This is a genomic window from Pseudorhodobacter sp. MZDSW-24AT (genome assembly GCF_002794355.1).
Lineage (GTDB): Bacteria > Pseudomonadota > Alphaproteobacteria > Rhodobacterales > Rhodobacteraceae > Pseudotabrizicola.
The window spans coordinates 269,845-296,033 of sequence record NZ_PGOI01000009.1 but is presented as its reverse complement, the minus strand read 5'-3'; the positions used below and the strand labels follow the sequence as shown (position 1 = coordinate 296,033).

Genomic DNA, 26,189 nt, shown 5'->3' with positions numbered 1-26,189 from the left:
CGGCATTCTTTTCTCTGCACGCTGTTCAGCCGCGCAGGGTGCCGCCGGTGGCCTTGGTGACCTTTTCGATCACCTTGGCGGAAACCGCCTCGATCTCTGCCTCGGTCAGCGTCTTGCCAGTGGGTTGCAAACGCACGGTCAGCGCGATCGACTTTTTGCCCGCCCCCATCTGCGCCTCAGCCTTCTCGCCGGTGAACTGATCGAAGATGCGAACCGAGTCGATCAAGGCCTTATCAGCCCCAAGCGCGGCGTTCACTGCCGTCAGCCCCTCGACCCCGGCATCGACGACAAAGGCGAAATCGCGCTCTACCGCTTGCAGATCGCTGATTGCAAGCGCCGGGCGGGTTGGGGTCTTGACCTTGGGTGACGGGATGTTGGCGACCAGCACCGTGAAGGCCACCGCCGTGCCCTTGATCCCCATTTCGGCCAGCACCTTGGGATGCACCTCTCCGAAAGTCGCCATGGTGTTGGGACCAAGCCCGATCACACCCGACCGGCCCGGATGCCACCATGCCGCCACCTTGCGGGTGATCTGCACACGGGACGGCGCGCCAAGCGCCGCCAGCACTGCCTCGGCATCGGCTTTCGCATCGAACACATCCACCGGGCGGCGGCTGCCATAGGGATCGCGCGGCGCCCCATGCCCGATCAACAGGCCTGTCGCCTGCAGGTGCTGCTCGCCGGGCTCCCCGCCCGAGAAAGCAGGCCCGATCTCGGCCAGTGCCAAATCCATGAAGCCCCTTGCCTGATTGCGCGCCGCTGCACGCAGCAGGCCGGGCAGCAGGTCGGGACGCAGATGGCTCATCTCGGAGGAGATCGGGTTCTCCACCCGCACCGCATCGCTTCCGCCGCCAAACATGCGGGCCGCGGTTTCGTCGATAAAGCTGTAGGTCACGCATTCATTGTAGCCCAAGGCCGCAATCGTGCGCCGCGCCGTGCGCTCGCGCTGTTGCAGCGGCGTCAGGATCGGACGCGGCACCCCCGCGTTGACCCGCGGCAGGGGCTTGCCCACCAGCTTGCTCAGCGAGGCGACGCGCGCCACCTCTTCCACCAGATCGGCCTCACCCAACACATCAGGGCGCCAACTGGGCGGTGTGGCCATATCGCCCACAAGAGTAAAGCCCAAAGCGTCCAGCGTGGCGCGCTGATCGGCCTCAGGAATCTCCATCCCCACAAGGCTGATCACCCGCGCCGGGTTCAGGCGATAGCTTCGCGTGGTGTCGATGGGCGCGCCATCTTGTACAAGCTGACTGGGCGTGCCGCCGCACAGATCCAGCACCATCTGCGTTGCCAGATCCAGCCCCGGCAAGGTGAAGGCAGGGTCAACCCCCCGCTCGAACCGATACCGCGCGTCAGAATTGATCCGCAGCGCACGGCCCGTGGCGGCAATGGTGATCGGGTCCCACCATGCGGACTCCAGAAACACGTCCACTGTCTCGGTCGTGCAACCCGACACTTCGCCGCCCATGATCCCGGCCAGAGATTCAGCGCCTGCGTCATCGGCAATAACCATCATGCCATCGCGCAAGGCATAGGTCTTGCCGTCCAGCGCGAGCAATTCCTCACCGCCTTTGGCGGGGCGGATGCGCAGCGGACCCGAGACCTTTGCCGCATCAAAAACGTGCAGCGGGCGGTTCAGACCGAATGTGAAGTAGTTGGTGATGTCCACCAGCGCCGAAATCGGGCGCAGGCCAATGGCCTTCAGCCGCTGTTGCAGCCAGTCGGGCGATGGCCCGTTTGTCACGCCCCGGATCAGCCGGCCGGCAAAATGCGGACAACCCTTGGCCTTCAGGTCTGGGTCAATCTCCACCCCAATCGGGCAGTCAAACTGGCCCTCGATCTGTGGAATCGACAGCGGCTTCAGGGTGCCAAGCCCCCGCGCCGCCAGATCACGCGCCACACCGCGCACCCCCAAGGCATCGGGACGGTTTGGCGTGATCTTGATGTGGATCATCGGGTCCACCGTGCCGGGACGGTTTGCCGCCAACCAGTCGATGAACGCGTCGCCCACTTCGCCCGACGGCAATTCGATGATGCCGTTGTGTTCGTCCGAAAGCTCAAGCTCACGCTCGGACGCCATCATGCCATGCGATTCAACGCCCCGGATCTTGCCGACGCCCAAGGTGGTGTCGATGCCCGGCACGTAATCGCCCGGTTTGCACAGAACGACCGTGATCCCGGCGCGCGCATTGGGCGCGCCACACACGATCTGCTTTTCGCCTTCGTCCGTCAGCACGCGGCACACCCGCAGCCGATCGGCGTCTGGATGTTGCGTGGCCTCCAACACCTTGGCGATGGTAAAGGGCGCCAGCTTGGCAGCGGGGTTCACCACCTCTTCCACTTCCAGCCCCAAATCGGTGAGGGCATACAGAATGTCATCCAGCGAAGCCTCGGTCTCGAGGTGGTCCTTAAGCCAGGAAAGGGTGAACTTCATCGCAAACGTCCCTTGGATTTCTTAGTCTTGGCCTTAGCGCAAAGCCGGGCAAAGGGAAAGCGGCGCGGCAGGGGTTTCCCGATTGGAAACGCGTTGTCGCACCAGCCAAAGGCAGTTCGCCACATTCTTGCTGAACCTGCCCGTTACACCCTGTGTCATGATGGACCCCATGCTCACCAAACCGAAAAACCACAAGGCCAGGAACCCTTGGCTTCTTATCCTGATGATCGGGATCACCCTCCTGTGCTTTGTCCTGTCGACACACGGCCTTCAGTCAGGAGAGGGCATATTGGTGGACCGCGCCGGTCCGGTCAGCGGCTGAGGCCGCCCGCCAGATCGGGCATGTCCAAGGCGGCGAACCCGTAATGCCGCAGCCAACGCAGATCGGATTCGAAAAACGCCCGCAGATCAGGGATGCCGTATTTCAGCATCGCAATGCGGTCGATGCCCATGCCAAACGCAAAGCCTTGCCAGTCATCAGGGTTCACCCCGGCGGCGGCGAGCACCTTGGGATGCACCATGCCCGAGCCTAGGATCTCCATCCACTTGTCACCTTCACCGATGCGCAGCTGGCCACCCACCACCGAGTACCGGATATCAACCTCGGCTGATGGTTCGGTAAAGGGGAAATGGCTGGCCCGGAAGCGCAGCTCGACGCGGTCCACCTCGAAGAAGGCGCGGCAGAATTCCTCCAGCGTCCACTTCAGGTTGGCCATGCTGATGTCGCGGTCGATCGCCAGACCCTCAACCTGATGGAACATCGGGGTATGGGTCTGGTCCATGTCCATCCGGTAGACGCGCCCGGGGGCGATCACCCGGATCGGGGCGCCCTGCTCGGTCATCGCGCGGATCTGGACCGGGGAGGTATGGGTGCGCAGCACGTGGGGCGGGCGGGCGTCGCCTTCGGCGCGGTGCATGAAGAAGGTGTCATGCTCCTGCCGCGCGGGATGCTCGGGGGGGATGTTCAGGGCGTCGAAATTATACCAGTCACTCTCGACCTGCGGACCCTCGGCCACCGAGAAGCCCATATCGGCGAAGATCGCGGTCAGCTCCTCCATCACCTGGCTCACGGGGTGGATGGTGCCGCGCGGGCGGGGGCGGCCGGGCAGCGTCACGTCCAGCCATTCCGACCGCAGCCGGGCATCGAGGGCGGCGTCGGCGAGGCCAGCCTTGCGGGCGCGCAGGGCCGCGTCGATCTCGTCCCGCAACAGGTTCATGGCCGCGCCGGCGGCCTTGCGCGCCTCGGGGTCCATCTTGCCAAGGGTCGCCATCAGGGCCGAGATCTCGCCCTTCTTGCCGAGGGCGGCCAGACGGACCTCCTCCAGCGCGGCCTCACTCGACGCCCCGGCCACGGCCTCGATATACTTGCCCCGGAGGTTGCTCAGGTCCATGCTTTGCCCCTTTGAAACAGACGCTTCTGGGTTAGCGGGACCAGACCAAGGATGCAAGGGGGAGGCGCGGTGCCCCCTGTGTTACAAGGGTGCGGGACAAAGGAAATCAAGGGGTTAGGGTGTTGGGATTCATGAGTTGTTCAGGGTTGGGGAGGGGTGGAGGATTGTGCTTGGGGACGTGTTCGGCCCTAAGCAGCCTGTCACTCTTCTGCTAAATGCAGCCGCACAGATTCCCTAAACCGGTCACTTGCCGAATGGGTAACATGCGGAGCTCTGTCGCGGGCGGCCTCTCTCTGTGTCTCTGACCTCAGATATGGCTTGGGCGGGACTGGTAGCCCCGCCTAACGAGAAGCACTATTGAAACCGCGAGTTCACTGCGACTACATCCTTTGGGCTGGAAACAAGGATGTTATTGGAACCATCGCGACGATAGAGCTCATCGCCAAGGTAAGTTAGCTCCTTTTGGGGAGGGATAGATATCACCAACACCCCCAAGTCAAAGTAACTGTTGAAATCAATATGAGACAGCACCGCACCCTTTGTATGTTCGGAAATTTTTGAATTCTTAATGTGGTTGACTACGATTTGAACGTAGTCTTCCATCGACTTTCCGAGTCTCTTGGCCTCTCTGCAGACTCCTATGACAGTTCTCTTTCCGATTGCCTTTCCTACAACCCCGTCTATGGCTGAGGCCCTTTTAATATCAGCGTCCTTGTCTGCCACGCCAATAAAAATCTTTCCCGCCGATTTTGGGCCATTGTTAGCGATTGCGCAGACGGTCCGCAGAATCTTATCGAGCATAGCGGCAGGGTCCTTCGCTCCTGCCTCAAGAGGAAGAAGCCCTTGTTTTAACTCGTAATTAGCAAGCTCTATTTCCGAACGCCGGATGTCTCCATCAATATCAACGATCTTGTGGTTGCTAAAAATCAACTTCGCAAGACCGGGGTCGTCAACAAAGAATTTAGAAATGATGCCCTTTACAACGTCAATATTCGTCCGGCGTTCCGCTTGGTTAGAGCCCTTTTGACCGACCGGGATTCTCTTGTTAATGCCTTTCAGGGAGTTCTTCAGTCCAGAATAGTCGGCAATCCTCTTTCCCTGGCTGACGCCGCACTCGAAGATCGCCAAGAAGACCACTGTGAAGACAGACGGGAAGGCATTAGTCGTCTTCGGCTCGAACAACAGGTCGCGCAGCTTGGTTGCGTTGCCTTCTGCGCAGATCTTCTCGACCTCCCCCAAGACGAACTTGAACTCTTCCGAAACCTTTTCTGCGTTATAAAGGTCCAGCGCGGTTTCAATTCTGGTGTATTCAGCGTTTGAAACGTCATACACGGCATCAAGTGCTGCCTTGGAGCGATCAATCAAGTCTTGCCCGATGATGCAGGCAACGGTGTCAGCGATGCACTGTTCATCCTCGCTGTCTCGAAGGTTCGTTGATCTAAGAATGCCCTGTGCAACCCAAAACACCTCGTCAGCTCTGACCTCATATCCATGCTTTGTCATTGGGAGATCGATGCTGATGGAAGGCATTTCATAAAGGAAAAGGCGGTCGGATGACACATCCCCCCTCACGCTGCAAGCTAGACTTCGAACAAGCTCGGCAAACTTGCTTTGAACTCCTGCTTGGCGACGCTCCTGATCGCTAAGACGGTGACCATAAGTATTAATTCGATCAAAGACTTCATTGACCTCTTTGTTGGAAGCCTTCCGTAGAATTGATAACGATATTTGGTAGTTTAGAATCGTTGAGCAGGCGGCACTCTCGAGAACATTCCCTCCGCTTTGATCCGAAAAAATCCCTGTTTCCGAAATCGCTTTGGCGGTCGGGAAGTAATTCAAATCAAAATACCGTCCATCTAGAATTGGATATGAAGTTTCAATGAATGACAGAATAGCGTGCATTCTTTGAAGGCCGTCGATAATCTCAAAGTTTTCTCTTGGGCCCTCGATCTCTGAGAGTAGGATAGCGGGAATCGGATATTTTGACATTATGGAGTCAAGAAGTTTTTGCTTCTCCTCAAGAGTCCACACCAGTTTTCTCTGATACCGTCGATTCACAATCAACTTATTATCGCGGAACCAAGTATAGAGCGTTTGAATAGGCACCACCTGAGAGTGGAGTTCCGCCATAAGTGTCCTCAATTGCCAGATTTCGCGTCAGCAATCTTGGAAAGATTTTCTCTAATGGCAAGCAAGAATCGGCTGACCTGCAGCAATCTCGTCCTTCAGAGCGGTTGCAATCCAGCCTTCGCCGTCCCATGCGGGAGGTTTACAGCCTGCCCCAATTTCGGCGCGTGATTAGGCAGGTCCGGGTGCTGCCTTGTCCACCCCCGGATTTCGGCGCAGGGCGCAGTAAACGGCCACTTTCCGCCCTTAACACCCCCCCAAACGCAAAACGCCCACCCCTTTCGGGGCGGGCGTTCGGGGAGCCGGGGCTCGGGATCGGTTAGCGGCGCAGGCCGAGGCGGCCGATCAGGGTGGTGTAGCGCTGCTCGTCCTTGGCCTTGAGGTAGTCCAGCAGCTTGCGGCGCTGGGCGACCATCATCAGCAGGCCACGACGCGAGTGGTTGTCTTTCTTGTGGCCCTTGAAATGCTCGGTCAAGGTCGCAATGCGCGACGACAGGATGGCCACCTGAACTTCCGGCGAGCCGGTGTCGTTCTCTTTGGTGGCGTATTCCTTGATCAGGCGGGCTTTTTCTTCGACGGTGATCGACATCGGATGTCTCCTTTTGCAGAAGGGTGAAGGTGCGAGCCGGGATGTCGTCCAGCAAGACCATTGGCCCCCGGACAAACGCCGGGGATGCGCGCGTATAGGGCAAAGCGCGGGCAAAGGGAAGCCCCGGCGTCAGGCGCGGCGGCAGGGCGGTCGGGCGGCAGGGCGACCGGGCGGTAGGGCGCAAGGCTTTGTTAAGGATGGCCACAGATTTCCCGCGCCCTTGCTGGGCGCAAGCGGCGATTCGTGCTATGCCCAAGGGGCGGGTTTTCTTTTGCAATCGCGGGGTTGCGCGAAAGCGTGGTTAACGGGCCGGGCAAGGGCCGAGGGGGTTTTGGCGCATGTTGGCGTTTCTGGCAATTCTGGGGGCTTTCGGGGTGGGCTATGTCGCCGACAGCGTGATGCGCCCCTCGGCAGAGGCGGAAGAGGCGGAGGACAGCCCCGAGTCGGAGCCGGAGGTGCCCGAAGAGGAAGCGCTGTCGCTGGACTGGATCTTTGCCGATGACGGGGCAGAGGACCCAGGCGCAGGGCGAGTCGTGGACGGGATGCCGGTGTCGGATGATCTGCCCGACCCGGTGGCAGAGCCGGTGCAGCGCGCGGGCTCGACCGCGGAAGATGTGCTGAGCGGCGGCGCAGCGGGCGACCGGCTGGCGGGCGGCGCGGGGGCGGATCAGCTGACAGGGCGCGGCGGCGATGACCGGCTGGCAGGCGGCGCGGGGCGCGACTGGCTGGAGGGCGGGGATGGCGACGACAGCCTTTCTGGGCAAGGCGGGGCCGATGAGCTGCGCGGCGGCGCGGGGGCCGATGTGCTGAGCGGCGGCAAGGGGGCGGATGCGCTTGCAGGGGGGGAAGGCGACGATACGCTGCTGGGCGGCGGCGGGGCGGATACGCTCTTGGGCGGCGAAGGGCGCGACCGGCTGGCGGGCGACGCGGGGCGCGATTGGCTGGCCGGGGGCGCGGGGGATGACCGGCTGGAAGGCGGTGGCGGGCAGGACACGCTGGACGGCGGCACCGGGGAGGACTGGCTCTGGGGAGGCGCGGAAGGGCAAAGCGACGCGGCAGCCGATGTGCTGAACGGCGGCGCAGGCGCGGATGCGCTGGTGCTGGGGCCCGGAGATGTGGCGACGGGCGGCCCGGACGACGATCTGTTCCGGCTGCAGGACTTCGGGCCGGGGCTGCCACTGGCAGAGATCACGGATTACAGCCCCGACGCGGATGAAATCGTGGTGCTTTACGATGCAGTGCTCCACCCGCTGCCAGACCTGACGGCGGAGCCGGTGGCGGGGTCGCAGGATGTGACGCTGCGGCTGGATGGCGTGGCGGTGGCGCTGATCCGGGATGCGGCGGGGCTTGATCTGTCGCTGATCCGGCTGCAGGCCGCCTGAGCTAGGCCCAAAGCTGCGGCTGCTGGGCGTAGCCGATGTAGAGCGGATGCTTGGGCTGGCCCGCCGCCGTCAGCCCCAGATGCCACAGCGGCACCCCGGTGCCGCGCAGCATGCCGGCCACCGCATCGCCGCGCCCCAGATGCGCCCCATGCGTGCCCCAAGCACAGATCACCTGATCCGGCTGCCAGGCCTGCACCGAACCCAAAATCGCCGCATCATTGCCCGGCCCCACCGGGTCTGCCGCCGCCCGCATCACCCGCGGATCGGTTGCACGAAAGGCAAAGATGTTCACCACCCGAAACCCGCCAAAGCCCAAGGCCCGGGCGCGGCGCTCACAGCGCTCCACCGTCGGGTCATTCTGCGCCTCGGTCGCGGTAGAGGGGTTCAGCATCACGAACAAGGCCCGCGCCCCTGCCCCGTCCCAGATCCGCGTCAGCAGATAGCGATAGACCTCGCAGGGCGAATACACCGCTTCCGACGCCGCATCCCCCTTCTGGTGCTGGCGCACCACCTGCCCTTCAGCCGCCTGCATTTGCACCTTTCCCAAATACTCCCGCCGGAGGCTCCGACGCCACAGCCCAGACCACCGGCGCAGACCGCCGCCATGGCAATGCCGCCGGGCGGGGCTCGATGCCCCGCGCGGCGGCCCGACGTTACAGGTTGAACACCCGGCTCGGGTGCAGCTCCCCGGCCTTGTAAACCCCCACCGCCACCGCGCGGCCTTGGTGGCTGGCCCAAGCCTCGTCGCCCCAGTCCACGCTGGAGGCAAGCACCATCCCCGGATTGCCGTTGCGCAGCCGCGCGGCGCCTTCGGGGGTGGCGGGCAGTTCGGGCAGGTCGGTCAGGCCCAGTTCCAGCGGGCGCAGCAGGGCGTCGATCTCTTCGCTGCGGGCCAGACGCTCGATCTCGTCCAGCGTCGCCGCCCCTTCGGCCTCGAACGGCCCCGACCAGGTGCGGCGCAGCCAGGCGACATGGCCGAGGCAGCCCAGCGCCTGCCCCAGATCCCGCGCGACAGAGCGCACATAGCCGCCCTTGCCGCAGACCATTTCCAGATCGACATGGTCGGCATCGGGGCGGCCCAGCACCTCCAGCCGCTCCACCCACAAGGGGCGCGCGACAAGGTCCATCTCGACCCCCTCACGGGCCAGATCATAGGCGCGCTCGCCATCCACCTTGACCGCCGACACCTGCGGCGGCACTTGCAGGATCTCGCCGCGAAAGCCTGCAAGCGCCGCCTCGATCTGCGCATCCGAAGGCCGCTGATCGCGGGTTTCCAGCACAGCGCCCGAGGCGTCGTCGCTGCTGGTGGCAGCGCCGAAGGCCACGCGGAAGTGATAGCATTTCAGCCCATCGGTGACATAAGGCACCGTCTTGGTGGCCTCCCCCAGCGCAATCGCCAGAACCCCGGTGGCATCGGGGTCGAGCGTGCCGGCATGGCCTGCCTTTTGCGCCTGAAACGCCCATTTCACCTTGTTCACCACGGTGGTCGACCCCACCCCCGCCGGTTTGTCGATGATGACCCAGCCGGAGACGGCCCGGCCCTTTTTCACACGGCCCATTGGTTTAGTCCTTGTTGACGACGGTGCCGACGATCGGCCCCATGGCAAAGCCAAGATCATTGCGGCGGATCGCGGGCGCATAAAGCCGCGAGATCTTGCCATCGAAATACAGCGCATCCGGCAGGCCCAGCGCATCGCGGAAAAAGCGGGCAAAGCGGTGAAAGTTCACCCGGCCATTCGAGATGACAAAGACCGCGCGGCGGCCATCGGCACTGACCCCCACCCCGTTGCGGATATAGGTGCTGTCGCTGTCGGGGATCAGGCGCGGGTGCAACGCTCCGCCGATCACCAGCATCGGTCCCGACTGGCTGGCAAAGCGGCAGGCGGGCGGGTTTTGCGCAAAGGCGCGGCTTTCCACCACCGAAAACCGCTCCCCGATGCAGAAGACGCCATTGGGCAGCAGGCCGAAATTGCCCGGCCCTTCGGCGGTGACCAGTTCGGACTGTTCGACCCCCTGATCGATCAGCAGGCCCACCGGGGCGCGGTTGGCGTGATACATGCCAGCATTCATCGCAAAGCCCAGCGTCTTGCCTTCGGCCGCCAACTGGCTGTTCACCGCGCTGAAACTGCCCAGCACGCCCGAAGGGCCAGAGTGGAACAGGCGCAGATCCTCCTCTACGCCCACCTCGCAGGTGGTGAAGCTGATGTCTTCAAAGCTGACGGTCTGGCACGGGTTTGCCGCCGCCACCTGCGGCAACAGGAGCGCGAAAAGAGCGGCAAGGCGCAGCATCTTCAGGCGGTCCCACCGGGCGGGGTGTCGGCGTCGTCCTCCGCATCGGCATCGCCCTCGGACGCCTCCAGATCCTTGATCACGCGCGGATCGGCAAAGAGGCGGCGGGTTTCATCCAGACGATCAAAGGTTTCATCCGGGCGAAAGCGCAAGTCGGGCGCGTATTTCAGCGTCAGCTGCGAAGCGACGCGGTGGCGCAGCTCGGCCTTGTTGCGGGCCAGCGCGGCAATCGCCTCTTCCACCGGGACCGAGCCCATCAGCGGCATCACATAGACGGTGGCAACCTTGAGATCGGTGGAACACGACACCTCGCCCACAGTGATGGACATGCGGTTCAGGTCGGGATCATGGATCTCGGCGCGGTTGAGCACATCCGACAATGTGCGGCGGATGAGTTCGCCAACCCGAAGCTGGCGTTGATGGGGGCCATCGCCCGAGGAGGTGCGTTTGTTCGACATGCAGGCCATGTAAGCTGTTTTTGCCCGCCCCGCAACGGCGGGCTTTTGCGCCGCGCGGCAACGCGCTACAGGACAGCAGCTGAGCAAAGGGGAAAACGCCATGCAGAACCTGCCGGGAATTGTGGTCACCGGGGCTTCGGGCCGGATGGGGCAAATGCTGATCCGCACGATTGCGGGATCAGGCAAGGCGCGGCTGGTGGGCGCGTTGGAGCGTCCGGGGCATGGCTGGCTGGGCCGCGATGTGGGCGAATGCATGGGCGGGGCCGCCCTTGGGGTCAAGGTGACGGATGACCCGCTGGAGGTGTTTGCGCAAGCGCAAGGCGTGATCGATTTCACCGCGCCCGCCGCAACGGTGGAGTTTGCCGCGCTGGCGGCGCAGGCGCGGGCGGTGCATGTGATCGGCACCACCGGGCTGGAGCCCGCGCATATCGCGGCGATCGAGGCGGCGGCGCGTCATGCGGTGATCGTGCGGGCGGGGAACATGAGTCTGGGCGTCAACCTGCTGGTGCGGCTGACGCAAAAGGTGGCGCAGGCGCTGGACGCCGATTGGGACATCGAGGTGGTGGAGGCGCATCACCGGATGAAGGTGGATGCGCCGTCGGGCACCGCGCTGATGCTGGGGGAGGCGGCGGCGCAGGGGCGCGGCGTGGCGCTGGACGCGGCGATGGTGTCGGGTCGCGACGGCATCACCGGCGCGCGGGCGCGCGGCAGCATCGGCTTTTCCGCGATTCGCGGCGGCGATGTGGTGGGGGAGCATGATGTGATCTTTGCCGCCGATGGCGAGCGCATCGTGCTGCGCCATCTGGCGACCGACCGCGCCATCTTTGCGCGCGGGGCCTTGCGGGCAGTGCTGTGGGGGCAGGATCAGAAGCCCGGCCAGTATGACATGATGGATGTGCTGGGGCTTTAGCAAGACTTCGGCGGCGCAAGTGAACCGACGGCGCGCGGGCTGCGTATAAGGGCACATCCAGCGTGAGAGGTTCCCATGCGCCGTGTTATTCTTGCCCTGTTTCTGTCTGCGCTGCCTGTGTTTGTCTTGCCTGCCCTTGCCATGGCCAATCCGGCGGGGCCGGTGCGTGACAAGGCGGCCTTCCTGTCGCTGGTGAAAGACCGCGAATTGCGGATCGGGTTGTATAACCTGACGCTGCGGGTGACGCCGGATGGCAAGATCACCGGATCGGCGCTGGGGTGGGGGATCACCGGCAACTGGACATGGCAGGATGGCTATTTCTGCCGTGACATCGACTGGAGCGGCTATGCGGTGCCCTATAATTGCCAGCTGGTCGAGGTGGTGGATGCCAGCCGGTTGCGCTTTACCTCGGACAAGGGCGCGGGGCAAAGCGCATCGTTCCGGCTGCGCTGAAGCCTAGAAGTCGATCGCGAGGCCTTTCTTCTCCCAATCGCCATAGCGGACGGGTTCGGGGCCTTTGCGGCCGCCCAGTTCGCGCGGGAGCGTCATTTCTTCGGCCTGCCGCCGCCGCTCTGCTGCTTCGGCAAGGGCGCGTTGGGCGGCGGGAGGAAGATCGGGGGTTTCGGCGCTGTCGGTCATGGCGGCTTTCCTGTGGGTCGGGTTTGATATACGGCGTCTGGCCAGCGAGACAAGACACGAGGATGCCACAGGATGAAGGCCGGACCCGAGAGCGTGACCGCACGCAGTGCCGCCGTGGGCATTTTGAACGCCGTATTGGGCGAAGGTATGATGCTGTCGCAGGTGACGCAGCGCGGCGAGGCTTTCGGGGCGCTCGCGGGGCCGGACCGCGCGCGGGCCGAGCGGCTGGCGACGCAGGTGTTGCGCCAGCTGGAGCGGATCGACCGGGTGCTGCGGCCCTTGTTGCGCAAGGCGCCACCTTTGGCTGTGCTGAACATCCTGCGGCTGGCGGTTTACGAGCGGTCGGAAGGTGCGGCGGCGCATGGGGTGGTGAACGAGGCGGTGGGGCTTGCGCGGCGGGGCAAGCGCACCACGCATCTGTCGGGGCTGGTGAATGCGGTGCTGCGCGCGCTGCCCGATCCGGTGGATCTGGCCGCCCTGCCCGCGCCGCAGATGCCGCGTTGGATCCGGCAACCGCTGGTGCATGCCTATGGGCGCGAGGTGGTGGCGGCGATCGAGGCGGTGCAGGCCGAGGTGCCGCCCTTGGACATCACGCCCAAGGCGGGCGCTGTGGCGGTGCCCGACGGCGCGGTGTTGCCCTCGGGCAGCATCCGGCTGACGCATCCGGGCCAGATCACGCAAGCGCCGGGCTATGCCAGCGGCGACTGGTGGGTGCAGGACGCAGCAGCGGCGATGGCGGTGCGGCTGATGGCGGTGCAGCCCGGCGCGCGGGTGCTGGATGTCTGCGCAGCGCCGGGGGGCAAGACGCTGCAACTGGCGGATGCCGGGGCCGAGGTGACGGCGCTGGACATCTCGGGGCCGCGCATGGCGCGGGTGGAGGAGAATCTGGCGCGCACGGGGCTGACCGCGCAGATGGTGGTGGCGGATGCGCTGCACTGGCAACCCGAAGCGCCGTTCGACGCCATCCTGCTGGACGCGCCCTGTTCGGCCAGCGGGACGCTGCGGCGGCACCCGGATTTGCAGCATATCAAGGACGGGTCTGAGGTGGCAGGGCTGGTGGCGCTTCAGGCGCAGCTTCTGGACCGGGCGCTGGGCTGGCTGAAGCCGGGGGGGCTGCTGGCCTATTGCACCTGCTCGCTGTTGCCTGCGGAAGGCGAAGCGCAATTGACGGCGGCCTTGCAGCGGCACCCCGACCTGCGCGTGGAGCCACCCGCCGCGCCTTGGCTGCCGACCGACTGGGTGACACCGCAAGGCGGGCTGCGGTTGCGGCCCGATTACTGGGGCGGGATGGACGGGTTCTTCATCGCCTTGCTACGCGCGCCGAACTGATCAGAGGCGCGCAGATCACGCCCTTGCGGGCGCTCTGCGCGCGGCGAGGTTACTTGCGCGGTGCGAACAGTCGGTAATAGGCCCAATCCGGCAGGAATTGCGACAGACGGAACACCCAAGAAAACACCAGTGGAAAGCTTTTCTTGAACGTGTCGCTGTTCATATGCTCAAACATTTCCTGCGCCGCGCCCTGCGGTTCCATCAGGAAGGGCATCGTGAATTCGTTCTTGTCGGTCAGACGGGTGCGGATGAAGCCGGGGTTGGCCACCTGCACCTCGACCCCGGTGTCGCGCAGATCGGCATAAAGGCATTCCGCCAGCGACATCACCCCCGCCTTGGAGGCGGTATAGCCGATGGACCCGGGCAAGCCCCGGAAGCCCGACAGGGAGCCGGTGATGACCACATGCCCTGCCCCACGCGCCACCATGCCGGGCAGCACTGCACCGATCACGCGGGCGCAGCCGGTGAAGTTGACATCACACATCGCTTCGACCTGTTCGGCGTTCCATTCTTGCGCCTTGGTCGGCCAATAGACCCCGGCAAGATAGACCACCCCATCCACCGGCCCCACCTCTGCCGCCGCCGCCTCGACCGAGGCGCGGTCGGCCACATCGCAGACCACGGCGCGGCCCTTGCCGGCAAGGCTGGCGACCGCCGCATCCAGACGGTCCTGCGAGCGGGCGGACAGAATCACCTCGGCCCCCGCGCGCGAGATCATCTGGGCCAGAGCCAAGCCCAGCCCTTCTGACGCGCCCACCAGCCAATAGCGTTTTCCTGTCCACTCTCTCATCGTCTGTGTCTCCTTGATCCGGGTCAGCCCGGCACTTTGCGCATTGTGGCAACCAGCTCGGCAACGGTCACCCCGAACTTTGTAAACTGGCTGCGGTTCAGGATGGTTCCGTTTTCCATCAGATACATCCAGTCGGTCACATCAAGTTCATGTCCACCGGCATCTGCGTCAAGTTTTATGCGATAGCGCATCTGCACGGCGGGGCCTTCGGCCTGCCCATGCCCGGCGCCCACCACATCGGCGGCTTCGGCGCGGATGCTGCCGTCATTGCCAAGCCGCAAGGTCCAGCACCGGTCTTGCACCGCGCCGCTGTCATAGCGGAACCGTTCGCTGAGCGTGCCGGTGTTGCCATCCCAACTGCCGGTCATATCGGCGACAAAGCGTGAGGTGACGCGGCCTGTCGGGCCGTAAATGACCCCTTCGCAAAGAATGGGACCGTTGAGATGCTGGCGCGGATCAAAGCGCGGGCCACGACTGGCCAGATCGGCCGGGCGCTGCGCGCGAAAGCCAATGAAGCGTTTCGACAGGGCCAGCAAAGAAAGTGTCAGCAGCATGCCGATCAGCAGGAAGGCGAAAGACGTCATGTCCGGGCCTCGTCGGTTTGGGTGGTGGCCAGAAGGGCCATGGCAAGCAGTTTGAGCGCGCAAGGCAAGGCCGCGTAAAACAGCGACAAGGCCCACAGCGCCGACTCGGTGTTCTGGGGACCGGGGGTGAAGCCGGCGGCGGCAAGCGCGGGCAGCAGGGTGGCCGCCGCCAGTGCGAGCGAGAGTTTCGACATGAAGGACCACAGGCCGAAGGCCGCGCCCTCCCCCCGGCCAAGGTGAGCAAGGCGACGGGAAAAGAGGGCGGGCAGCAGCGTGAGGTCGGCCCCCAGCGCCGCGCCCGAGGCCGCGCAGATCAGCGCAAAGGCCAGCGTATCGCCGGTGCCAAGGGTGACGGCCCAGAGGAAGGCGGCGATGGCAAGCGCCATGGCGGCCAGCAGGCTGCGCTTGGCCCCGAAACGGGCGGCGGCGCGGCTCCAGACCGGGGCGGCGGCGGCGGCAGACAGGAAGAACAGCAAAAGCAGCGGGCCTTCGAAGCCCGGCGCGTTCAGGCGGCTTTCGACGAAGAACAGGAAGAGCGTGGAGGTGACGGCGACGGGGGCCGCGTTGAGCGCCGCGATCAGGAGGAGGCGGCGGGCGAGCGGGTCGGACAGGACGTGGCGGAAGAGCGCGAGGCTGGCGGTGTCTGCCTCGGACGGGGCGGCGGCGGCGGCGGGCGCGGTCCAGGCGTGGCGCATCGAGAGGGTGGCGGCCAGCGCCAGCAGCGCAAAGCCGATGGCGAAACCGGTGAAGGGCTGCGGCATCAGCGCGCCCAAGGCTACCGGGGCCACAGCGGCGAGGCAGACGCCCAAAAGCGCGCCGGTTTCACGCCAGCCCGCCAGCCGCAGGTGGCCATCGGGGCCAAGCTCGGCCGCCTTGTCCACGCCTTGGGCGTAGAAGAGGATGGTGAGGAAGGAAAAGCCGCTGAACAGCAGCGCGAGCGTGAGCGCGAACCACACAAGCGGCGCGAAAGGCGGCGCTATGGCGAAAAGCCCGATCATCGCCACCGCCATCACCGCCGCCGCCGCCCAGACCATCAGCGCACGATGGCGCCGCCCGGCCTCGGCCAGCCAGCCCAAGGCCGGGTCTTGCACCACATCCACAAGGCGCAGGGCGGCAAGCGTGAAGCCAAGCGCCGCAAGGCTGGTGCCGTAGTTGTCCACGTAGAACTTGGGCGCGTGGATGTAGATGGGCAGGCCCGCCACCGCGATCATCGCGGCAAAGAGCGACCATGGCCAAAGGGGGGCGGTGGCGCGGGTCATCGGCTGACGTCTTCCGCCGGGGGCGCGGGGCGGGTGCGGAACTTCACCCCCTTGAGCGCCAGTTTCAGCGCCTGCCAGTGGATCAGCGCCAGCACCCGGCGCGAGCCAAAGGGGCGGCGCAGGCAGGCGCGCAGGATGGCGGCATTGGTCAGCGGCACGCGCGGCCCGGTGAGGTTGGTGAACAGCCCGCCGCCTTCGGTGGTGTAGTCGATCCAGATGCCGATGCGGGCGTCGGTCACGTCAAAGCGGAAGCGGTAGCTTCCGGCGATGGGCTGAAAGGGCGAGACGTAAAAGATCTTGCGCGCGGTCAGCGTGTCTTCGCGGGTGATGGGGGCCTGATCGGAGTGGTGGATCAGATAGGCGTGGCGGTCGCCATAGGTGTTGGTCACCTCGGCAATCGCGCTGCGCAAGGCGCCGGACGCATCATAGCAGAGCCAGAAGGACACCGGGTTGAACACATGGCCCAGAATGCGCGGCTGCGCCATCAGCAGGATGCGGGCGGGCGCGGCAAGGCCGTGGCCGGCCAGCACCTCACGCACCCAAGGCGCGCCCCGGCCCTGCCCCGGCGCGCCGCCATGATCGGCGTCCCAAAGTGCCGTCAGGTTGCGGGCATTGCGCGAGAACAGGCCGGGGCCGCGCACGGGTGCCTCGGCATCCAGCGCCACATAATCCACGGTGTAGCGAAAGCTGTTGCGCACGGCGCCCTTGCGGCCGTGAAAGGTTTCGCCGTGGATCAGGTCCACCGTCATGCGGGCACGCCCATGGCTTCGCGGTGACGCAGCGCCTCGACCACATCCACCGCGCTGCCGATGCCGTCTTCGTGGAAGCCGTTCTTCATCCATGCCCCGCAGAACCATGTGGCATCGGTGCCATTTGTGCGGCGGATCGCCTCTTGCGCGGCAAGTGCCGGGGCATCGTAGACGGGGTGGCGGAAGGTCACGCTGTCATAGATGCGGTCTTCGCGGATGGCGCGGTTGCTGTTGAGGGTGACGAAATGCAGATCATCCTGCGGGATCGGTTGCAGGCTGTTCATCCAATAGGTCAGGTCGATCCGTTCGCCGGGGCCGCCCTTGGGTTCGACATAGGCCCAGCTGGACCATGTCTTGCGCAGGCGCGGCATCAGCGACTCGTCGCAATGCAGCACGGCTTCGTTCGGCTGATAGCGCACCGCGCCCAAGGTGGCCCGCTCGGCGGCGGTGGCGTCGGACAGAAGGGCCAGCGCATCGTCGGAATGGGTGGCAAAGATCACCTCGTCAAACGCCTCCCATTCGCCGCCATGGGCGCGCACCTGCGCCATGCCGCCTTCGCGGCGCACGCCCGCCACCGGGCTGCCAAGGCGCAGATCCACGCCTTGGCGCGTCAGCGCGGCCTGAAGGCGCTGCACATATTGCACCGAGCCGCCGCGCACCGTGTACCACTGGTGCTGGCCTTCGGTGTGGAGAAGCCGGTGATTGTCGAAAAAGCGGATCATCGCATCGGCAGGGAAATCCAGAATGCCCTTGGTGGGGGTGGACCAGATCGCGCCGGAAAACGGGGTGATGTAATAGTCGCGGAAGTAATCGCCGGTGCCGAGTGCCGCCAGCAGATCGCGGATGGTCATGCCCGGCTGCGCCACGCGGACCGCGTTCTTGTTGAACCGCAGGATGTCGCGGATCATGCCGATGAACTTGGGGTTCATGAGGTTCTTGCGCTGGGCAAAGAGCGTATCAAGGCTGGCCAGCGCATATTCGATGCGCCCGCCATCAAGGCTGGCGCCAAAGCTCATGGAGCTTTCGGCGGTGGGCACCTCGAGCTTTTCAAAGAGCTTTACCAGATGCGGGTAATTCACATGGTTGAAGACGATAAAGCCGGTGTCGACCGGTTGATCGCCGCGCTTGCCCGCCATCACGGTGCGCGCATGCCCCCCCAGACGCGGTTCGGATTCGTAAAGCACCACCTGATGCGTGTCGGCCAGCATATGCGCGGCGGACATGCCCGAGATGCCCCCCCCAATGACAGCGATACGGCGGGAAGCGGCGGCGGGAGTCTCAAACGGCATGGGTCGGCTTTCTTTGACGGTTTGGCAGTATACGCGCGACGGCTGGGAACTGGATCACTTGTCAGGGTTCCCTGACAGGTTTCCCACAAGGCAGCTTGGCGGCTCCTCTGCGTCATGGCAGATTTTTCACCGCAATTGTGCAAAATGTGATCCGACCGGTGTTCTGGCGCGTAGACAGGGTATGATGTTCGATGCCATGAGCCCCGAGAAACCGGATGCGCCTGTGCCGCCACAGCTTTATGCTGCGGGTCGGGCCCGTGCGGGCCGGAAGAAAGGGAACCTGCGCGTGGCAGCGGAAGCAGAGCAGATGGATTGGTCGGCCTTGGTGTTCCGGGTGCGTGACCATCAGGACAGGGCCGCTTTTGCTGCGTTGTTCCGGCATTTCGCGCCCCGCGTGAAAGCCTTCTTGATGAAATCCGGCGCCACCGAGGCGCTGGCCGAGGAATGTGCGCAAGACGTCATGGCAACGCTGTGGCAAAAGGCGCGCCTGTTTGACGCCGAACGGGCGTCGGTGGCCACTTGGGTGTTCACCATCGCCCGCAACCGACGGATCGACGCGCTGCGCAAATCGCGCCGTCCCGAGCCGGAAGATCTGCCTTGGGGGCCAGAGCCTGAACCTGATCAGGCCGAGGTGTTCGAGGCACAGCAGGAAACCCAACGGCTGGGCGAGGCTTTGTCCCAGCTGCCCTTGAAACAGCGCGCGTTGATCGAACGGGCCTATTTCGGTGACCTCTCGCACAGCGAGATTGCCGCCGAAACCGGATTGCCCCTTGGCACGATCAAATCGCGGATACGGCTGGCGCTGGACCGGTTGCGCCATCAGATGGACGTGAAGGCACCCGAAAAATGACGATCAAGCACCACCTGTCGGATGAATTGTTGATGGCCTATGCGGCAGCAGATCTGCCCGAGGCGTTCAACCTTGTGATCGCGGCACATCTGTCGCTGTGTGACGAATGCCGCGCACGGTCGATGGCCTTTGACGCGCTGGGCGGCGCGGTGATCGAAGACAGCACCTGCGAGATGGACGAGGGCAGTCTGGCGGCCTGTCTGGCGCGGATTGACGGGCTGACGCAGATGACCGCCCCGCTGCGGCCACGGACCGACCGGGTGCTTCCGGCGCCGGTGCTGGATTATGTCGGCGGCGGGCTGGAGGCGGTGAAATGGCGCGCCCTTGGCATGGGGGTGCGGCAGGCGATCTTGCCCACGGGGGACAAGGGGGCTTCGGCCCGTTTGCTGTATATCCCGGCGGGGGCGGCGATGCCTGACCATGGCCATCGCGGGGTCGAGCTGACGCTGGTGCTGCAAGGCGCTTTCCGCGATGAGGCGGACCGCTTCGGACGCGGCGACATTGAAATTGCCGATGCCTCGGTCGAGCATACGCCCGTGGCCGAAGCGGGGGCGGATTGCATCTGTCTGGCCGCCACGCAAGGGGCGCTGAAGTTCAACGCGCTGTTGCCGCGTCTGGCACAGCCCTTCTTCCGAATCTGACGCGCGGGGCTTATCGGCCGGGTCATTCTGCCGCGCGCGACGGGATGACCGGGGTGGCGATTTCCTCGAAATCGAAATTGTCAAGCCGCCGGGCGCGTTTGGTGGCCTTTTCCGAGCTGATCTTGATTTCTTCCAGATCCTTGGCCGCCTGTCCGAAATGGCGGTCAAGGTTTTCCACCCGTGTGCCCAGCCGATCGACATCGGCATAGAGGAGCGCCAGTTCCTTGCGGATCGCCCCTGCCTGTTCGCGCATCCGCGCATCTTTCAGCACGGCGCGCATGGTGTTGAGCGTGGCCATGCAGGTGGTGGGCGACACGATCCAGACCTTGGCAGCAAAGCCTTCGCGCACCACATCGGGGAAGTTGGCGTGCAATTCGGCATAGACCGCCTCGGACGGCAGGAACATCAGCGCGCCATCGGCGGTTTCGCCCTCGACGATGTATTTTTCGGAAATCGCACGGATGTGCTGGCGCACGGCGCCGCGCAGCAAGCTGGCGGCCTCTTGCGCCTGACGCGGGGTTTCGGCGCGGCGCAAGGCCTCATAGGCTTCGAGCGGAAACTTCGCGTCAATCACCAAGGGGCCGGGCGGTTGCGGCAGGTGGATCAGGCAATCGGCGCGGCGGTTGTTCGAAAGCGTGGCCTGCATCGTGTAAGAATCGCGCGGCAGGGCCTTTTGCACGATGTCATGCAACTGGATCTCGCCAAAGGCGCCACGGGTTTGCTTGTTGGACAGGATGTCCTGCAACGAGAGCACATTGCCCGAAAGCTTTTCGATATTGGCCTGCGCGCGGTCGATGGTTTGCAGCCGCTGCTGCAATTCGCCCAAAGAGCGGGCGGTGCGGGTGGAGGTGCCGTGCAGCGACTCGGTCATCTGGCGGGACACCTCTGCAAGGCGCTGTTCCATCACTTGCAGCATGGCGCTTTGACTATGGGCCTGCGCTTCGGAGACATGGTGCAGACCACCGGCAAGGCGTTCCTGCCCATCGCCCAATTGCTGCACCCGCTGGCTGAGCCAGCCCAATTCGCGCATCACCGGGGCGGCCAAGGTGGCCGAGCGCCCGGCCGCGCGCAGGATGAGGGCGAGGAAGACCAAGAGCAGCAAGAGGATGCCGCCCAAGAGCAGAACCTCGGGGTCGGTGGGGGCGAAGGTTTGGCCGAAGAGGGTGATCATCTGCGGCCGAACAGCCGTTCGATGTCGTGGAGCTTGAGTTCCACATAGGTTGGGCGGCCATGGTTGCATTGGCCAGAGTGGGGCGTTGCCTCCATCTCGCGCAGGAGCGCGTTCATTTCCTCGGCGCGCATCTGGCGGCCCGAGCGGATGGAGCCGTGGCAGGCCATGCGCGAGAGCACGGCGTCGATCCGGGCGCGGATGTTGGTGCTGTGGCCCGCTTCGGTAAGTTCGTCGAGCACGTCGCGGACAAGGGCTGCGGCGTTGACGGTGCCAAGGATGGCCGGGGTTTCGCGCACGGCAATGGCGCTGCCGCCAAAGGGTTCGACGCGCAGGCCGATTTCGGCCAGCGCGGGCGCGGCGTCGAGCAGGCGGGCGGCATCGGTGGGCGAAAGCTCGATGATTTCGGGGATCAGAAGCGCCTGTGCGGTGATCCCGGACTCGGCCATCTGGCGTTTGAGGCGTTCGTAGACAAGGCGCTCATGCGCGGCATGCTGGTCGACGATGACGATGCCGGTTTCGGTTTGGGCGATGATGTAGTTTTCATGCACCTGCGCGCGGGCGGCGCCAAGCGGATGGCTGACCGCGCTGTCATCGCTTGCCACGCTGCGCTCTTCCAGCCGGGCGGCGGGGGCTTCGGCGAAGGTCGGGGCAGCGACGGCGGGCGCCTGAAAGGCGAAGGCGCGGTGGAGGCTGGCTTGTGACGGGCGATCGGGCAGATAGGCCGGGCGTTCCGGACGAAAGGCGGCGAGGGTTTCATCGGCCACGGTCGACGAGGCGCGATGACCCGCGCCCGACAGCGCGGTGCGCAAGCCGCTGATGATGAGGCTGCGCGCGGCATCGGGTTCGCGAAAGCGCACCTCGGCCTTGGCGGGGTGGACGTTCACATCCACCCGCTGCGGATCGCAGATCAGGTTGAGCACCGCCGCCGGGTGCCGGTCGCGCGAGAGGAAATCGTAATAGGCCACCCGCAGCGCACCAAGCAGCAGCTTGTCCAGCACCGGGCGGCCATTGACGAAGACGAATTGCTGCGCGCCCGAGCCGCGCGAATAGGTGGGCAGCGCGGCATAGCCCGTGAGGTGCAGCCCGTCGCGCGGAATGTCGATGCGCAGGGCGTTCTGGGTGAAATCCGCGCCCAGAATGCGGGTCAGCCGCCCGTGCAGCGCATCGAAGAAATCGCCCGATTGCGGATCGGCGCGGAACAGGATGCGGCTGTCGCCCCCGGTGGTATCGGTCAGCGTGAAGCCCACATGCGGCTCGGCCATGGCGAGGCGGCGCAGCACCTCGGCAATCGCCTGCGCTTCGGCGCGGTCGGTGCGCAGGAACTTCAGCCGCGCGGGCGTGGCATAGAACAGATCGCGCAGTTCGACCACGGTGCCCCGCGTCAGCGCGGCGGGGCGCACCTCGGCCATGCGGCCCCCGGCCACGGTGATCTGCGCCGCGTCATGGCCTTGGGCCCGGGACGTGAGGGTCAGCCGCCCGACCGAGCCAAGCGAGGCCAGCGCCTCGCCCCGGAAGCCGAAGCTGTGGATGTTGAGCAGGTCCGACCCGTCGATCTTGGAAGTGGCATGGCGGGCGATGGCCAGCGGCAGATCGGCGGCGGTCATGCCGCAGCCATCATCGGTGACGCGGATCAGGGTCTTTCCGCCATCGGCGAAATCCACCGCGATGCGGGTGGCCCCGGCATCGAGCGCGTTTTCCACCAACTCCTTGACCGCCGAGGCCGGGCGTTCCACCACTTCACCGGCGGCGATGCGGTTGATCGCCGCCTCGTCCAGCGGGCGGATGATGGGGCGCGTGTCAGAGCCAGCCTCTGGCCGATCTGTGGATATATTGGGGGTCGGAATGTTCATACCCCCAAGTCTAGCACCCCACACGCGGGAGGGCCACAGATTCGCAGCCCCTTACGGCCCGTCGGTGGAGGTGACGCCTTCGGGTTGGCCCACCACGACAAAGCGCAGGTCGCCTTCGCGGAACAAGGTGGCGGCCACGCGTTTGACATCCTCCAGCGTCACCGCCTCGACCTTGGCATTGCGGGTTTTGGGATAATCGGGGTCAAGGCCGATCATCTGCATCCCGACCAGCATGGAGGCAATCGGCGTGTTGCCGTCAAAGCGCAGCGGATAGCTGCCGGTGAGATAGGTCTTTGTCCGCTCCAGATCTTCGGCGCTGACGCCTTCGGTGGCAATCTTGCGCCATTCGTCGCGGATCACCTCGATCGCCTGCCCCACGGTGGCATTGGCCGAAGAGAACTGACCCATCAGCAATTCGGCCTGATCATAGCCGACCAGATAGCTGCCGATGCCATAGGTCAGGCCCCGGCGGTCGCGCACCTCTGTCATCAGGCGGGCGGAAAAGCGGCCGCCGCCCAAGATTTCATTCAGGATCGAGGCCGCGAAGAAATCTGGGTCATCGCGCTTGATGCCCTGATGGCCGAACAGCACGGTGGCTTGCGGGCCGGGAAAGTCCTGCACGGTAATGCCGCCTGTCAGGTTCATCGGCGCACGGTCCACGAGGGGCGCCCCGGTTTCGGGCAAGCCGCCCAGCAGGGTATCCAGCAAGGGGCCAAGCTCTTCGGCGGTGATATCGCCTGCCGCCGCCACATACACGCGGTCGCGGGCAAGGGTGGCGCGGTGGGCGGCAAGGATATCTTCGCGCGAAAGCGCCGTGACCGACTCGAGGGTGCCATCGCCGCTGGTGGCATAGGGGTGGTCGCCAAAGGCCATGGCGCGCAGACGCTGGCTGGCCAAGGTGCCGGGGTCCTTGGCATCCTGCCGCAGGCCCGCCAGCACTTGGCCGCGCACACGGTCAATCGCGTCTTGGTCAAAGCGCGGCTCGGTCAGGGCGCGGCGCAAGAGATCGACCGCCGCATCGCGGTTTTCGGTCAGAAAGCGGGCCGAGACGCCAAGGCTGTCCTGATCCGAGGAGAAGCTGTAGGCGGCGGCCAGCGAATCGCGGGCGCGGGCAAAGCCGACGGAATCAAGATCGCCCGTCCCCTCTTCGATCAGCGCGGTCATCAGATTGACCGCGCCGCGCTTGCCTTCGGCATCGAGCGAGGTGCCGCCGCGAAAGCGGACTTCCAGCGCGGTGAAGGGAATGCCGGGTTCCGGGGCCAGCCAAGCGGTGATTCCGCCGGGCGAGGTGACGGTCTGGATCTCGATCTCAGCATGGGCGGGAAGGGCAAAGGCCAGAAGCAAGGCCGCAGTGCGCAGGATGTTCATTCGGCAGCCTCCGGCAGGGGGGAGTCGACGGGTTCGGCGGGCGCCTGTGGCGCGGGCGCGGCTTCGGCGGCAGGTTGCGCGCCAGATGCGGGGGCAGAGTCGGCGGAAGAGTCGGCCGAAGATTCGGCGGCAGGTTCGGCGGCGGGCATCAGCCAGCCGGTGACAGCGGCATTGCGGTTGAGCACGTCCCGCGCGGCCTGTTGCACCTGTTCGGCGGTGACGGCGTCCAGCACGGCAGGCCAATCCTGCACATCCTGCACGCTCAGGCCCACGGCCAGCGCCTCGCCATAGCGGCGGGCAAGGCCATCGCTGTTGTCACGCGCATAGATCTGATCGGCGCGGATCTGGGTTTTGATGCGCGCGAAATCATCCGGATCGGGGCCGGTTTCGATGAACTTGGCGATCACCGCGTCCATCGCGGCCTCGGCGGTGGCCAGATCGACACCGGGGACCGGGACCACGACAAGGCCGAAAGTGGCATGGTCCAGCGCGGTGCCGTCGTAATAGGCCGAAGAGAACACCGCCACCGGATCGGGGCCGAATTGCAGATCTTGGGCAAACAGCGAGGTTTGCCCCGACCCGCCCAGAAGCTCGGCCAGAATGGAGAGCGCGGCGGCCTGTGCCTGATCGCCGGGGTTGCGTTCGGGCGCAAGATAGGTGCGCAGGACATAGGGTTCGGACACCCGCGCATCCGACAGCGTCAGGCGGCGTTCGGCCAGTTGCGGCGGCTCGGCCGGGCGGAGGCGCGGGGTGATCGCATCCGACGGCGCCAGCGGGCCGTAATGGGTTTGCGCCATCTCGCGCACGGCCTCGGGCGTGACATCGCCGGCCACCACCAGAATGGCGTTGTTGGGCGCGTAGAAGCGGGCGTAATGGTCCAGCGCATCCTGACGGCTGAGCTGTTCCATCTCGTGCTTCCAGCCGATGATCGGGATGCCGTAGGGGTGGTTCAGGAACTGCGCGGCGCGCATCTGTTCTTGCAACAGCGCGGCGGGGCTGCTTTCGGTGCGCTGCTTGCGCTCTTCGATGATGACGGCCCGTTCGGTGGTGATGTCATCTTCCGAGATTTGCAGATTGCGCATCCGGTCGGCTTCCAGCTTCATCATCAGGTCCAGCCGGTCGGCGGCGACGCGCTGGAAATAGGCGGTGTAATCCCAGCTGGTGAAGGCGTTGTCATTGCCGCCCTGCGCCTCGACCGTGGCGGAGAATTCACCCGGCGCAAGGGTTTCGGTGCCCTTGAACATCAGGTGTTCCAGAAAATGCGCGATGCCGGAGCGGCCCGGCGCCTCATCCGCGGCGCCGGTGCGATACCAGACCATCTGGGTCACGGCGGGGGCGCGGTGATCTTCGATCACCACCACATCCAAGCCGTTCTCAAGCTGAAAGCTGGTGACATCCTGCGCCAGTGCGGGCGCAGCGGTAAGCAGGCAGAACGCAAGGGAGCGCGACAGGGTCCGGGGCAGCATTGCGGGGAAATCCTTGATCGTTGCCCGACAAAGCTACGCCCTGCGGCGCGGGGTGCAAGCCCCGCCTACGCCAATGTGACCAAAGGTTTGCCGATCACTCGGCCGGGGGGGGCGGGGCAGAAGGCGTGCGCACGCCGCGTTGCCGCCAGCGGCCCAGCTCGGCCTGCTGATCCAGCGCCTGATCTTCATAGGCGCGGTAATAGACGTTCACGTTGAACAGGCGTTCCAGCACGCGGCCGTTGTTGTCGCGCCGCCATTGCAGATCTTCGGAGGCCACGGTTTGCCGGATGCCCGGTGCCACGCCAAAGCGGGTGACATGCGCGACCAGACCCGCATCCAGCCCCGCCCCTGCCCCCGGATTTCCGCCCAGCGCAAGGATGGCATCGGCTTCAGGCGTGGGATCGGTGCGATTGGTGCCGCCCGGGGTGGGTTCGGGCAGTTGCGCCAGATCCGTGGGCATTTCCAGCGGCTTGGGCGGCAGGATGCCGAATTCGTCCGGCCCGGCGGTGGTGGAGCGGATGTTCATGAGCTGCGGCCCGTCACCGCCATTGCCGCAGCCAGCCAGAAGCGCCGCGCAGCTTACCGCGAGGATTATCCGAGCTGTCTGCATCATCGCCTCCACCA

At 65.1% G+C, this 26,189-nt stretch carries 25 protein-coding genes; 6 read left to right on the top strand and 19 right to left on the bottom strand.

Annotation, left to right across the window (positions count from 1 at the left end; genetic code table 11):
- Positions 1–25 precede the first annotated feature (25 nt).
- From pheT to rpsO, 4 genes are all read right to left on the bottom strand, one after another.
- Positions 26–2,434, bottom strand: a complete 2,409-nt coding sequence (pheT, locus tag CUR21_RS14650) for a phenylalanine--tRNA ligase subunit beta (protein ID WP_100197800.1) — start codon at positions 2,432–2,434, stop codon at positions 26–28.
- A 311-nt stretch (positions 2,435–2,745) separates the two neighbouring features.
- Entirely contained in the window at positions 2,746–3,825 is a 1,080-nt protein-coding gene (pheS, locus tag CUR21_RS14645; RefSeq protein WP_100197799.1) for a phenylalanine--tRNA ligase subunit alpha, read from the bottom strand.
- Positions 3,826–4,179: 354 nt separating this feature from the next.
- Positions 4,180–5,955 carry a DUF262 domain-containing protein gene (locus CUR21_RS14640; protein WP_100197798.1) on the bottom strand — a complete coding sequence of 592 codons (1,776 nt, stop codon included), beginning with the start codon at positions 5,953–5,955 and terminating at the stop codon, positions 4,180–4,182.
- A gap of 316 nt (positions 5,956–6,271) precedes the next feature.
- Positions 6,272–6,541, bottom strand: a complete 270-nt coding sequence (rpsO, locus tag CUR21_RS14635) for a 30S ribosomal protein S15 (RefSeq protein WP_100197797.1) — start codon at positions 6,539–6,541, stop codon at positions 6,272–6,274.
- A gap of 338 nt (positions 6,542–6,879) precedes the next feature.
- Here rpsO and CUR21_RS14630 point away from each other — a divergent pair, with 338 nt between their 5' ends.
- The gene (locus CUR21_RS14630; RefSeq protein WP_100197796.1) at positions 6,880–7,923 is read left to right on the top strand and encodes a calcium-binding protein; all 1,044 of its coding nucleotides are present in this window, start codon (positions 6,880–6,882) and stop codon (positions 7,921–7,923) included.
- 1 nt (position 7,924) lies between these two features.
- Here the strand turns inward: CUR21_RS14630 and CUR21_RS14625 are convergent, their stop codons facing one another.
- The 4 genes from CUR21_RS14625 to rbfA all read right to left on the bottom strand — a co-directional run bounded on the left by CUR21_RS14625 (position 7,925) and on the right by rbfA (position 10,670).
- Positions 7,925–8,455, bottom strand: coding sequence for a DUF1643 domain-containing protein (locus CUR21_RS14625; protein WP_100197795.1), 531 nt, complete (start codon positions 8,453–8,455; stop codon positions 7,925–7,927).
- Between the two features lie 121 nt (positions 8,456–8,576).
- Positions 8,577–9,482, bottom strand: a complete 906-nt coding sequence (gene truB / locus CUR21_RS14620) for a tRNA pseudouridine(55) synthase TruB (RefSeq protein WP_100197794.1) — start codon at positions 9,480–9,482, stop codon at positions 8,577–8,579.
- 4 nt (positions 9,483–9,486) lie between these two features.
- Positions 9,487–10,218 carry a phosphodiester glycosidase family protein gene (locus tag CUR21_RS14615; RefSeq protein ID WP_369802539.1) on the bottom strand — a complete coding sequence of 244 codons (732 nt, stop codon included), beginning with the start codon at positions 10,216–10,218 and terminating at the stop codon, positions 9,487–9,489.
- A complete protein-coding gene (gene rbfA / locus CUR21_RS14610) occupies positions 10,215–10,670 on the bottom strand; it encodes a 30S ribosome-binding factor RbfA (protein ID WP_369802534.1) in 456 nt (151 codons plus the stop codon). Before rbfA ends, CUR21_RS14615 begins: the two co-directional genes overlap by 4 nt.
- Before the next feature lie 100 nt (positions 10,671–10,770).
- Here rbfA and dapB point away from each other — a divergent pair, with 100 nt between their 5' ends.
- Positions 10,771–11,580, top strand: a complete 810-nt coding sequence (gene dapB / locus CUR21_RS14605) for a 4-hydroxy-tetrahydrodipicolinate reductase (RefSeq protein WP_100197791.1) — start codon at positions 10,771–10,773, stop codon at positions 11,578–11,580.
- Between the two features lie 75 nt (positions 11,581–11,655).
- Entirely contained in the window at positions 11,656–12,033 is a 378-nt protein-coding gene (locus tag CUR21_RS14600) for a dihydrodipicolinate reductase (RefSeq protein ID WP_100197790.1), read from the top strand.
- A 3-nt stretch (positions 12,034–12,036) separates the two neighbouring features.
- Here CUR21_RS14600 and CUR21_RS14595 read toward each other — a convergent pair whose 3' ends face one another.
- On the bottom strand, positions 12,037–12,219 hold the full coding sequence (locus CUR21_RS14595) for a DUF1674 domain-containing protein (RefSeq protein ID WP_100197789.1): 183 nt from the start codon (positions 12,217–12,219) through the stop codon (positions 12,037–12,039).
- A 72-nt stretch (positions 12,220–12,291) separates the two neighbouring features.
- Here CUR21_RS14595 and CUR21_RS14590 point away from each other — a divergent pair, with 72 nt between their 5' ends.
- Complete coding sequence (locus CUR21_RS14590) at positions 12,292–13,548, top strand: RsmB/NOP family class I SAM-dependent RNA methyltransferase (RefSeq protein WP_100197788.1); 1,257 nt, start codon at positions 12,292–12,294, stop codon at positions 13,546–13,548.
- A gap of 49 nt (positions 13,549–13,597) precedes the next feature.
- On the opposite strand, the gene CUR21_RS14585 is transcribed toward CUR21_RS14590, so the two are convergent.
- From CUR21_RS14585 to CUR21_RS14565, 5 genes are read right to left on the bottom strand one after another with little or no spacing between them, the layout of a single operon-like run.
- The gene (locus CUR21_RS14585) at positions 13,598–14,338 is read right to left on the bottom strand and encodes an SDR family oxidoreductase (protein ID WP_100197787.1); all 741 of its coding nucleotides are present in this window, start codon (positions 14,336–14,338) and stop codon (positions 13,598–13,600) included.
- Between the two features lie 23 nt (positions 14,339–14,361).
- Positions 14,362–14,922 carry a DUF3833 domain-containing protein gene (locus tag CUR21_RS14580; RefSeq protein WP_100197786.1) on the bottom strand — a complete coding sequence of 187 codons (561 nt, stop codon included), beginning with the start codon at positions 14,920–14,922 and terminating at the stop codon, positions 14,362–14,364.
- The gene (locus CUR21_RS14575; protein WP_100197785.1) at positions 14,919–16,181 is read right to left on the bottom strand and encodes an MFS transporter; all 1,263 of its coding nucleotides are present in this window, start codon (positions 16,179–16,181) and stop codon (positions 14,919–14,921) included. Before CUR21_RS14575 ends, CUR21_RS14580 begins: the two co-directional genes overlap by 4 nt.
- Complete coding sequence (locus CUR21_RS14570) at positions 16,178–16,930, bottom strand: DUF1365 domain-containing protein (RefSeq protein ID WP_100197784.1); 753 nt, start codon at positions 16,928–16,930, stop codon at positions 16,178–16,180. The genes CUR21_RS14575 and CUR21_RS14570 overlap by 4 nt, the downstream gene beginning before the upstream one ends.
- Complete coding sequence (locus tag CUR21_RS14565; RefSeq protein WP_100197783.1) at positions 16,927–18,219, bottom strand: NAD(P)/FAD-dependent oxidoreductase; 1,293 nt, start codon at positions 18,217–18,219, stop codon at positions 16,927–16,929. Before CUR21_RS14565 ends, CUR21_RS14570 begins: the two co-directional genes overlap by 4 nt.
- A 307-nt stretch (positions 18,220–18,526) precedes the next feature.
- On the opposite strand from CUR21_RS14565, the gene CUR21_RS14560 reads away from it, so the two are divergent.
- Entirely contained in the window at positions 18,527–19,069 is a 543-nt protein-coding gene (locus tag CUR21_RS14560; RefSeq protein ID WP_369802537.1) for a sigma-70 family RNA polymerase sigma factor, read from the top strand.
- Positions 19,066–19,710, top strand: coding sequence for a ChrR family anti-sigma-E factor (locus CUR21_RS14555; protein ID WP_100197781.1), 645 nt, complete (start codon positions 19,066–19,068; stop codon positions 19,708–19,710). Before CUR21_RS14560 ends, CUR21_RS14555 begins: the two co-directional genes overlap by 4 nt.
- 22 nt (positions 19,711–19,732) lie before the next feature.
- Here the strand turns inward: CUR21_RS14555 and CUR21_RS14550 are convergent, their stop codons facing one another.
- From CUR21_RS14550 to CUR21_RS14530, 5 genes are all read right to left on the bottom strand, one after another.
- Positions 19,733–20,881, bottom strand: coding sequence for a DNA recombination protein RmuC (locus CUR21_RS14550; RefSeq protein WP_100197780.1), 1,149 nt, complete (start codon positions 20,879–20,881; stop codon positions 19,733–19,735).
- Positions 20,878–22,731: a DNA mismatch repair endonuclease MutL gene (mutL, locus tag CUR21_RS14545; protein ID WP_100197779.1), complete on the bottom strand. Its 1,854-nt coding sequence runs from the start codon at positions 22,729–22,731 to the stop codon at positions 20,878–20,880. Before mutL ends, CUR21_RS14550 begins: the two co-directional genes overlap by 4 nt.
- Positions 22,732–22,782: 51 nt before the next feature.
- Complete coding sequence (locus tag CUR21_RS14540; RefSeq protein ID WP_100197778.1) at positions 22,783–24,099, bottom strand: pitrilysin family protein; 1,317 nt, start codon at positions 24,097–24,099, stop codon at positions 22,783–22,785.
- Complete coding sequence (locus CUR21_RS14535; RefSeq protein WP_100197777.1) at positions 24,096–25,565, bottom strand: pitrilysin family protein; 1,470 nt, start codon at positions 25,563–25,565, stop codon at positions 24,096–24,098. The genes CUR21_RS14540 and CUR21_RS14535 overlap by 4 nt, the downstream gene beginning before the upstream one ends.
- A gap of 94 nt (positions 25,566–25,659) precedes the next feature.
- Positions 25,660–26,175: a DUF3035 domain-containing protein gene (locus tag CUR21_RS14530; protein ID WP_100197892.1), complete on the bottom strand. Its 516-nt coding sequence runs from the start codon at positions 26,173–26,175 to the stop codon at positions 25,660–25,662.
- Positions 26,176–26,189 lie beyond the last annotated feature (14 nt).